At 42.8% G+C, this 9,927-nt stretch carries 11 protein-coding genes; 10 read left to right on the forward strand and 1 reads right to left on the reverse strand.

Going from position 1 to position 9,927, the window contains the following annotated elements:
• Positions 1-1,096 precede the first annotated feature (1,096 nt).
• From AAEZ00_RS18830 to AAEZ00_RS18860, 7 genes are all read left to right on the forward strand, one after another.
• A complete protein-coding gene (locus AAEZ00_RS18830; RefSeq protein WP_351079203.1) occupies positions 1,097-1,951 on the forward strand; it encodes an AzlC family ABC transporter permease in 855 nt (284 codons plus the stop codon).
• The gene (locus tag AAEZ00_RS18835) at positions 1,948-2,250 is read left to right on the forward strand and encodes an AzlD domain-containing protein (protein WP_101032841.1); all 303 of its coding nucleotides are present in this window, start codon (positions 1,948-1,950) and stop codon (positions 2,248-2,250) included. Before AAEZ00_RS18830 ends, AAEZ00_RS18835 begins: the two co-directional genes overlap by 4 nt.
• An 89-nt stretch (positions 2,251-2,339) precedes the next feature.
• The gene (gene mpl / locus AAEZ00_RS18840) at positions 2,340-3,779 is read left to right on the forward strand and encodes a UDP-N-acetylmuramate:L-alanyl-gamma-D-glutamyl-meso-diaminopimelate ligase (RefSeq protein WP_351089428.1); all 1,440 of its coding nucleotides are present in this window, start codon (positions 2,340-2,342) and stop codon (positions 3,777-3,779) included.
• Between the two features lie 26 nt (positions 3,780-3,805).
• Positions 3,806-4,468, forward strand: coding sequence for a flavin prenyltransferase UbiX (locus tag AAEZ00_RS18845; RefSeq protein WP_351079208.1), 663 nt, complete (start codon positions 3,806-3,808; stop codon positions 4,466-4,468).
• A 7-nt stretch (positions 4,469-4,475) separates the two neighbouring features.
• Positions 4,476-5,006 carry a hypoxanthine phosphoribosyltransferase gene (gene hpt / locus AAEZ00_RS18850; RefSeq protein ID WP_101032838.1) on the forward strand — a complete coding sequence of 177 codons (531 nt, stop codon included), beginning with the start codon at positions 4,476-4,478 and terminating at the stop codon, positions 5,004-5,006.
• A gap of 68 nt (positions 5,007-5,074) precedes the next feature.
• A complete protein-coding gene (locus tag AAEZ00_RS18855; protein ID WP_351089430.1) occupies positions 5,075-6,010 on the forward strand; it encodes an ABC transporter ATP-binding protein in 936 nt (311 codons plus the stop codon).
• A complete protein-coding gene (locus AAEZ00_RS18860) occupies positions 6,010-6,780 on the forward strand; it encodes an ABC transporter permease (protein WP_124014277.1) in 771 nt (256 codons plus the stop codon). The genes AAEZ00_RS18855 and AAEZ00_RS18860 overlap by 1 nt, the downstream gene beginning before the upstream one ends.
• 114 nt (positions 6,781-6,894) lie before the next feature.
• Here the strand turns inward: AAEZ00_RS18860 and AAEZ00_RS18865 are convergent, their stop codons facing one another.
• Positions 6,895-7,887, reverse strand: a complete 993-nt coding sequence (locus tag AAEZ00_RS18865) for an integron integrase (RefSeq protein ID WP_351089432.1) — start codon at positions 7,885-7,887, stop codon at positions 6,895-6,897.
• Positions 7,888-8,177: 290 nt separating this feature from the next.
• Here AAEZ00_RS18865 and AAEZ00_RS18870 point away from each other — a divergent pair, with 290 nt between their 5' ends.
• The 3 genes from AAEZ00_RS18870 to AAEZ00_RS18880 all read left to right on the forward strand — a co-directional run bounded on the left by AAEZ00_RS18870 (position 8,178) and on the right by AAEZ00_RS18880 (position 9,846).
• Positions 8,178-8,447, forward strand: a complete 270-nt coding sequence (locus AAEZ00_RS18870) for a hypothetical protein (RefSeq protein ID WP_351077572.1) — start codon at positions 8,178-8,180, stop codon at positions 8,445-8,447.
• Between the two features lie 123 nt (positions 8,448-8,570).
• Positions 8,571-9,467 (forward strand): hypothetical protein, encoded by an 897-nt coding sequence (locus AAEZ00_RS18875; protein ID WP_351089434.1) that lies wholly within the window; start codon positions 8,571-8,573, stop codon positions 9,465-9,467.
• A gap of 88 nt (positions 9,468-9,555) precedes the next feature.
• The gene (locus AAEZ00_RS18880; RefSeq protein WP_351089436.1) at positions 9,556-9,846 is read left to right on the forward strand and encodes a hypothetical protein; all 291 of its coding nucleotides are present in this window, start codon (positions 9,556-9,558) and stop codon (positions 9,844-9,846) included.
• The last annotated feature ends 81 nt before the right edge of the window (positions 9,847-9,927 follow it).

Below are 9,927 nucleotides of genomic sequence, written 5' to 3' on the forward strand. Positions count from 1 at the left end.
AAAATAAAGCCTACGCAGTTGTTGTTTACGCTATAAATGCATTATCGATATATGTTTCGATGTGAGCCTGCATATTTCATTTTTGTCTTACTATTATCTTTTTTCTGACTATTATCTGTTGGCCATTTGAATCGTTAATCGCTATTGAATAATGATTTATTTTGCTGTAGGAAGCTATTTAAAATATAGCATTAACTTAAATTTTCGAATGAATTTGAGTGAATGATTTTAGCTTAAATCTTTAAAAATTAACTCCCGAGTATTTTTTATATTCTATTTTTTGATTTACAAATTAATTTTCAATATGCATATTAATTACATCTTATGTAATATTTTTGCATGCATTTTATTTACTTGTTCTATAGCCGTTAATTTTGGGGTTTTTGTTAATGCTATAAATGTATAATGTGGTATTTGTCGTTATCGATAATAAATATGTAAATTACATATTTATTATACTGCAATTTAGGAATGTAAAATATTTGCGGTAATCTTGGTGATACTATCGATATTTGATAAATGTAAATGGTAAATATAAAAATCTAGATATTATTTTTAAGGTATGCAATACAAAGGAATAAGAGGTTAATCGTTTTATCACAAATGCTATTAAAGCTTAAGCTAATATAGCTAAGTTGGCATTATCCTTTAGTTACTCGTTAAATCCAAATTCAGATAATATTACTAATCATCAATTAGACTGATTTATTGATGAATTCATGCATTTATATCTTGTAACAGTAACCGTATGATTATAAGTAAGTATTTTTTATATTATCGTTAACACTTGTTGTTAAACATGAATACATGTGTCACCGCATGGAGTATTGCGACACTTAGCATCAATAACCCTAAACTGACCCACAAAACGCTAGGTTTAGGATCAATGAATAGCGGGCCACATCGATATGTTTATCGAGCAATTGATAACAGCAAAATGCTTTATTGATTAACCGATATCGTCGTAACATCCCTGATCAGTTTTCAAGCGCTTTATAGACATATTTACGCTAAGCTAATTTTCTTGTCTCCCATTGTTATGTACTGGGGAAAATCACGATATGAGTCAATGGCTATAAGTAAATAAGGATATGACGTGGGCACAGCTGAGTTAACTTCGATTACACCAACCAAAAGCCGTTCTTTTCTAAAAGGAGCATTAGCGGTGATGCCGCTTACAATAGCCGTGGTCCCTTGGGGCATTCTAGCGGGTTCATTTGCGCTCGAAGTTGGCCTCACTCCTGTTGAAAGCCAAGCGATGTCGGCCATTATCTTCGCCGGCAGTGCCCAATTGGTCGCCCTTGGGATGATAAAAGCCGGTATTGGTATCGGCAGTATTTTGATCACCACCTTACTTATTACCTCTCGGCATTTACTGTATGCCATGGCCATGCGCACTCATATTAGCCCGTTACCGCTTAAATGGCGTTTAGGCCTGGGCTTCTTGCTCACCGACGAACTGTTTGCTATAGCCAATCAAGCTCATAAAGGTGATACGCCAGCGCAACATCAGTTTGATCGCTGGTATGCTTTAGGCGGTGGCTTAACCTTTTATATCGGGTGGAATATTGCCACTTTGCTCGGCATTGTCGCAGGCCAGTCTATCGACAATTTAGATGCGCTGGGGCTCGACTTTGCCATCGCAGCCACCTTTATCGCCATTGTGGTGCCAACAGTTAACAAGCCCTCTATTTTGGTGTGCGTATTAGTGTCGCTTACCTTAGCGGTGGTGTGCGCGGTATTTACCATTCAAGCAGGGCTCCTTATTGCGGCAATATCGGGCATGGCAGCAGGCATGACTTATGCCAAACTCACTAACGAGGGTAATTCGGGTAGTGCCGTTTCAAATAGCGCTCATTCGGGGTCGTCTCAATCGGCCGCAGCTCATTCAGTTACTGCTGATCCGGCCGCAGAAAGCTCAGTTACAGTAAACAAGGATGAAAACCTATGACTTGGCTGATTATTTTAGCAATGGCTGTGGTGGTATTTACCAGCAGGCATTTATTACTTGAGCCTAAACTGCCCATTCGCTTAGGTAAAAACACCTTAACGTTTTTAAGTTATTCAGCCCCTGCGGTACTGACCGCCATACTCGCGCCGATTGTGTTTGTGCCAGAAGGCCAACTGGCTATTAGTGTGCACAATCCTTATTTAACCTGTGCGCTGGTGGCGACAGTGCTGGCTTACGTGACCCGCAACACCTTGCTAACGACAGTACTCAGTATGGGATTGTTTTTTATTTTGTATTAGCCCCAAATAGATGGCAAATTGTTAACTGACATTCTGCAGCGCAATAGATTAGAATAACCGCCATATTACGGATCAATTAGAGTTGAGTCATGCACGTACACATTTTAGGGATTTGTGGCACTTTTATGGGCGGTTTAGCCCTGCTTGCCCGCGCAATGGGCCACAAAGTGACGGGTAGCGATGCCAATGTTTATCCGCCGATGAGCACCCAGCTTGAACAGCAAGGTATCGAGCTAATTCAAGGCTTTGATCCTGCGCAATTAGGCAAAGAAGGCGACAATCAACCAGACCTAGTGGTTATTGGTAATGCCATGAGCCGGGGCAATCCTTGTGTTGAAGCCGTATTAAATCGCGGCATAAAATACACTTCCGGACCGCAGTTTTTGTCTGAACATATTTTGCCAGAACGTTGGGTTTTGGCTGTATCTGGTACCCACGGTAAAACCTCTACTTCAAGCATGCTCGCGTGGATCCTTGAATATTGCGGTTATCAACCCGGTTTTCTAATTGGTGGCGTGCCGCAAAACTTTGGCGTATCAGCTCGTTTAGGTCATTCGCCATTTTTTGTGGTTGAAGCCGATGAATACGACAGCGCCTTTTTTGACAAACGCTCTAAGTTTGTTCATTACCATCCACGTACGCTAGTGATCAATAATCTTGAATTTGATCATGCCGACATTTTTGCCGATCTCGCGGCTATCCAGCGCCAATTCAATCATGTTATTCGAACGGTACCTGGCGAAGGCAAGGTGATTTGGCCTAGCGATGTTGAAGCGGTACAACAAGTGATTGATATGGGCTGTTGGAGCGAACAAGAAATTTATTCTAAAGCCGCAACCATAGCCACGGATGTCGCCCATCATCCCGTCACGCCTTCAGCGAGCCAAGGTGAACCAAGTGCTTGGCAGTCGCGTACTATTGCCGACGATGGCCATGAGTTTGAGGTGCTGTTAAATAGCAAGTCGCAGGGGAGTTTAAACTGGGCTTTGATAGGTCAACACAATATTGAAAACGCCATTATGGCGATAGCGGCAGCACGCCATGTGGGCGTAGTACCAAACCATGCCATTGAAGCGCTAACACAATTTAGTCCACCAAAGCGTCGTTTAGAGCTATTAGCAACAGTCAATGGTGTGTCGGTGTATGACGATTTTGCTCATCATCCCACGGCCATAGCCACCACACTTCAAGGGTTACGAGCCAAAGTAGCTAGCAGTAACAATGCTAATGGTAAAATTATTGTGGTGCTAGAGCCGCGCTCAAACACCATGAAAAGCGGCGTACATAAAGACACCTTAGCCAATTCGATGGCATTAGCCGATGTGGGCTATTTATATCAAGCAGACAATATTGATTGGGACATAAACGCCAGTATGGCCAATGCGCCCATCCCGGTAACTGTGTGTCACAACATTGAAGACATTATTGCCTCGGTAGCTAATACCGCAAGCGATGGCGATACAGTGGTGATCATGAGTAATGGGGGCTTTAACGGTATCCACCAACAAATTATTAAGGCGTTAGCGTAACCGCTATCACCAACAGAGGGGACAACATGGCCTACGCCAAAAAAGCCAAAGCAATCAGCCTCGCCTGGACCGGAGCGTCTGGCGCACCTTATGGCATTAAGCTGCTGGAATGTTTGCTAGCGGCCGATTACCAAGTCTTTTTAATGATATCCAGTGCGGCGCGTGTGGTGCTCGCCACCGAACACGGTTTGCAACTCAGCGCCAATCCTGACAAAGCCAAAGCGCAGTTATTACAACAGTTAGCAAACTCTGATGAACCACCCAAAGGCGAGTTAGTGGTATTAGGCAAGGATGAATGGTTTTCGCCGCCAGCATCGGGTAGCGCTGCACCGAAACAAATGGTAATTTGCCCGTGTTCAACCGGCACATTAGCGGCCGTGGCGACCGGAATGAGTAATCATTTGCTCGAAAGAGCAGCAGACGTAGTATTAAAAGAGCGCGGCCAATTGATATTAGTGCCACGAGAAACTCCCTTTAGTGCCATACACTTAGAGCATATGTTAAGCCTAACGCGTAACGGTGCGACCATCATGCCAGCGGCGCCAGGCTTTTATCATAATCCCAAATCAGTACAAGATCTGGTAAACTTCATGGTTTCCCGAATACTTGACCATTTGGGTATTGACCACGACTTAACGAGTCGCTGGGGATACGGACATACTCAGCTACATGACGACATCGACAATTGAGAGATTTATGAAGCACACAATTGAAATGATGATTTCTGAAGCAGAAATCAATAAAACCCTAGACCAATTAGCTGAACGTATTAATGCCCATTACGCCAACAGTGAACGCTTATTAATGGTTGGCTTATTAAAAGGTTCAGTCGTGTTTATGGCCGATTTGTGTCGCCGGATCAAAGGCCATGTCGAAATCGATTTTATGGCAGTATCAAGTTACGGCAATACCATGAGCAGCTCTCGCGATGTGAAAGTACTTAAAGATGTGCAGTCAGACATCGCCGGTCGTGATGTATTGATTGTTGAAGACTTAATCGACTCCGGTAACACGTTAAATAAAGTGCGCGAAATGTTATTATTACGTGAGCCTAAAAGCTTAGCATTATGTACCTTAATCGATAAACCTGAACGTCGTGAAGTTGACGTGCTAGTCGATTTTATTGGCATTACCATCCCTGACGAATTTATTGTGGGATACGGTATCGACTACGCAGAGCAATATCGCAACCTGCCTTATATCGCAAAAGTGGTACCGTTAGATTAATACGGTATTCTTTGCCAGACTCCCGCACAGGCGGGATTTTTTGTTTTCATCGAGTAGAGGATTTCAACATGGCCGATAACGCCAATGCTTTAGTAATTGATAACCTTAAAAAAATCTATAAAGGCGGTGTCGAAGCCGTTAAATCAATCAGTTTGACGGTAAAGCAAGGCGACTTTTTTGCTCTGCTTGGCCCCAATGGTGCAGGTAAATCTACCACCATAGGTATTATCAGTTCGTTAGTACAAAAAACAGCGGGCTCGGTGACGGTATTTGGTTTTGATATAGATAAGCAACTCGAACATGCCAAGTTATGTATTGGTTTAGTACCGCAAGAATTCAACTTTAATCAGTTCGAAACAGTGCAACAAATAGTCGTTAACCAAGCGGGTTACTACGGGGTGCCAAAAGAGGTTGCCTTAGTGCGTGCTGAAAAGTACCTAAGCCAATTGGATTTATGGCATAAACGCCACGCGCAAGCACGTGAGCTATCCGGTGGAATGAAACGCCGTTTAATGATTGCCCGTGCCTTAATGCATGAACCTAAATTGTTGATTTTAGATGAACCTACCGCCGGAGTAGACATTGAATTACGTCGCTCAATGTGGGACTTTTTAAAGCTAATCAATCAACAAGGCGTGACCATTATTTTAACCACTCACTACCTTGAAGAAGCCGAAATGCTCTGCCGCACCATAGGTATTATCGATAATGGTTTACTGGTTGAGTGTACGACCATGAAGGCATTGCTGAGTAAGCTTGATGTTGAAACTTTTATTTTCGATTTACGAAAGCATCTCAACGCCGCGCCGCAGTTAACCAACATGACTTGCCGTTTAACGGATGATCACACATTAGAAGTCGACGTGGCTAAATCGAACAACATTAATGAGTTATTTACCCAGTTGACCGCGGCCAATATTGAAGTATTGTCGATGCGCAACAAAGCCAACCGCTTAGAAGAATTGTTTGTTGAGCGGGTAGAAAAAGCCAAGGAGTCAAAATAATGAACCACCTGTATTTTGTGGCTTTTAAAAGTATTTTAACCAAAGAAATTAATCGCTTTACCCGTATTTGGATCCAAACGCTAGTGCCGCCAGCGATTACCATGACGTTATATTTTTTAATTTTTGGTAACTTAGTCGGTAGCCGCATCGGTGAAATGGGCGGCGTGAGCTATATGGAGTTTATTGCCCCTGGTTTAATCATGATGTCGGTGATCACCAGCTCATACTCTAATGTGGCCTCATCGTTTTACAGCGCCAAGTTTCAACGTAACATTGAAGAAATCATGGTGGCACCCGTACCCCATTATGTGATGATAGCCGGTTACGTTGGTGGCGGTGTCGCCCGCGGTTTGTGCGTTGGCTTAATTGTTACCGTGGTGGCGATGTTGTTTGTTGATATCTCCTTGCATCACGTTAGCTTGGTTATTTTAACCATGTTTTTAACCTCAGTGTTATTCTCACTTGGTGGCTTAATTAATGCGGTGTTTGCCAAAAGCTTTGACGACATCAGTATTATTCCCACGTTTATTCTGACCCCGCTCACCTACTTAGGTGGGGTATTTTACTCGTTATCGTTATTGCCACCTTTTTGGCAAGGTGTGTCGGGCTTAAACCCTGTGGTGTATATGATCAACGTATTCCGCTACGGCTTTTTAGGGTTTGCTGATCTCAGCGTACCGTTATCCATTGCCATTATGCTGGGCTTTTGCGTCAGCTTATGGACACTGGCTTATTACTTGATATCGCGCGGCATTGGGTTGCGTAGCTAATACGTAACACGCAGAAAATGAATTAGAAAGGACTCGCAAGAGTCCTTTTTTGTGGGTGTAAATTAGAAAATATTTACCTTGTAGGCTTATTCACAGGCGGGCTAATTATCACTTTTAACTGTAATCCATTGGGCTTTGTACACCTGTTTGGTGTAAACCTGCAACATGGGTATAGATTTGGGTTGTTTTTACATCATTATGGCCGAGTAATTCCTGCACGGTTCTTATATCGTGACCACGCCTCAGTAAGTTTGTTGCAAAAGAATGCCTAAAAGTATGAGCGGTAATGCGTTTAGTGATCGTCGTTTTCTGAACTGCTTTTTTTAATGCCTTTCTAAATGTTGTTGGGTCAATATGATGTCTGCATATGTAGCCATTAACAGGATGCGACACGCAGTGAACCGAAGGGAAAAGGTATTGCCAATGTAATTGTTTGGCGCTTGTTCCAAACTTTTTGAGTAAGCTAGGAGGTAATGAAGCCATCCCTAATCCCTGAGACAAATCGTGAGCATGAGTCTCTCGCACGTGGCACATCTGCTGCTGTATGGGATCAATGGTCATTTTAGGTAAAATACAAACTCTATCTTTTTTACCTTTACCTCTAAATACAAAAAGTGTTCGATTTTCAAAATCGATATCCTTAAGTCTAATACTTAAAGCTTCAGTTAATCTTAACCCTGCGCCATATAATAAACAGCCAATCAGTTGGTATTTACCGTGTAAATGGTCGATGACCTGTTTGGCCTCTGCATCATTTAAAACCTGCGGAATTCGAGTTGGTGCTTTTGCATACGGGAACTGCAAATTGTCGGTATCGATGGCTAGTACATGTTTAAACGCAAAAACAAGGGCGCAAAGGGCTTGCTGTTGTGTACTGCTGGAAACACGCCGTTCGTTTGCTAAAAAACATAAAAACTGTTCAATATGTGTAGGTAAAATATGTTTTGCAGCAGTAAACTTAAAATATTTTATAAAATAACGGTTCCAATAAAGGTATGATTTTTCAGTTTGGTAACTGTAATGCCTCACTCGAATTTGTTGTCGAATTGCTTCTATATATCCTGCTCCCGCCATAACGTCCCCCTTTATGTTACCTGTACTGTGCATCCATACAGTTATAATGGGTTTTGAATGAATTGCAATAAAACGTGTACAAAAAACAATCTAAAGTGCTAAAGATGAATCAATAGATAAAACCTAATCTATTGATATTACGTGATTAATTTTTTTAGTATTTAATTCCGACACTTTTAACGCGCAATCGAAGTTTTATATCGGAGGTTAAGAGTCATTAAATTGCTTTACATCAATGAGATAGAAAATGTAGGATGATATAAATCAATAACTTAAACGGTCGGCTTTATCGGTCGAGCCGTTCAATAAGCTGTTAACTGTCTATGAGTATGGAAGTATCACAAATAAATAAAATGGAGCTAGCTGAGAAGCTTGAGTCCTATTTGTCTGGAAAAATAGATCATGAGGCTATCAAGTCTCATGCCTGGAGTTTATCTGATGCCTCACCAAAAGAACCCACGGAAGCCGAAAAAGTTTTTTGGTCCACTGTATTTACAATAATTCACTTAGCAGATGATGAGCACTGGAAAGACGGTTGCACTCAAAGAGATTTAGGTGAATTATTAATCCAGCTAAAAGGTGGCAATAGCTAGCTATGTGCCAACGGCAACAGTTAACAAGTTTATCAACGAACGCCACTTCGTGGCTGGACAGCCTAAAGCGTGGCTTCGCCACAGGCTGCCCGTTATAAAGGCGTTATATCTCAAGGAGATCTCGTGCCAGGAATTGAAGTCGAAATTGCGCCTCCAACGAATTGGCAAGACTTCGAGCGACTTACGCTCGACTATGCACGGAGGGCTTGGAAAGACGACTATGCAGAACGCCACGGTCGTCAAGGTCAAGCCCAAGCAGGCGTAGACGTCTTTGGCTACAACCATTCTGCTCGCGAAGAAACCGGGATTCAGTGTAAGAAGAAGCAAAATTCAGCCTCTCCATCGAAACGACTAACAAACTCTGAAATCGATGCCGAAGTATCGGCAGCGAAGGGCTTCAAGCCAAAACTGGGTCGCTTTGTCATCGCTACCACTGGTCCAAGAGATGCAAACTTGCAGGCGCATGTGCGTACGCTAAATAGTTCTGGCCAACCATTCAAAGTGTCGTTGATGTTTTGGGAGGACTACCAAGACTTTCTCAACGACCACACCGATCTTATGTATCGGTATTACAAAGAGGTGCTGGAGTACCGAGCTAGCTACGATGGGCTAGAGCACTACTTGCTTCTGTTGAGTTCTGCGTTTGACCGCCCTGCCATAAGAACTCCGTTTCATTTGGAGAATCGAGCTACTGATTTCATTCAAGCAATCGGTGATACCCAGAGTGCAATCGCTACCGGACGCCTGGTAGATCGCGAATGTCGAGTGATCGATGAATGCAGAATTCCAAAGCCGCAAATTGCGGGACTGAAAAAAGCTGCGAAGCTCCTTCAGTGTGCCCGGGAAATCGCGACTCAAGCTTTGCACGATGGCGGAATCGTTGAACATGAGACAGTAATTGAAATTCCGTCTCGTGAAGTCGCTCAACAGTTGAATTCCTTACGAAAACAGGCAGTCGATCTACTTAACAAAGAACTTGTTCAACGCAGTTTGGAACCGGTCGAATTTTGCGAAAGTTGAGATATAACAAGCGCATGTTGTCGGATTGGTTTTTCGCTGCGCTCCAAACCAGCCGCAAATGCGGGCGTTAGGCATTCAGGAGAGTTCAGTGTTGAATCGTAGTTTATGTATCGTATTATCTGTTATTACTATTAGCGCTTGTCAAAGTACTGGCGTAATTCCAATGGATCATGGTACTTATATGATCGGTAAGAAAGACGGTTCTCCTGGTTTAGGTGTATCGCTAAGTAATAAAGCAGACGTTTACAAAGAGGCTAATGCTTTTTGCCACGAAAAAGGACTTGAAGTAGAAACTATTAAGGTAACAGTTTCACCAGCGCAATTAGCTAAACTTGGTTCAACTGATCTTGAGTTTAAATGCGTAGCTTCAGTGCAATAAATGCCTAACAAATAAGGATAGGCCGCGCGAAGCCGCGTCCTTATCCCAAGTGTTGAACAAGCCCGAACACCGAGAGTGACT

It is taken from the genome of Shewanella sp. S1-49-MNA-CIBAN-0167 (assembly GCF_040310145.1).
GTDB classification, from domain to species: Bacteria; Pseudomonadota; Gammaproteobacteria; order Enterobacterales; family Shewanellaceae; genus Shewanella; species Shewanella psychromarinicola.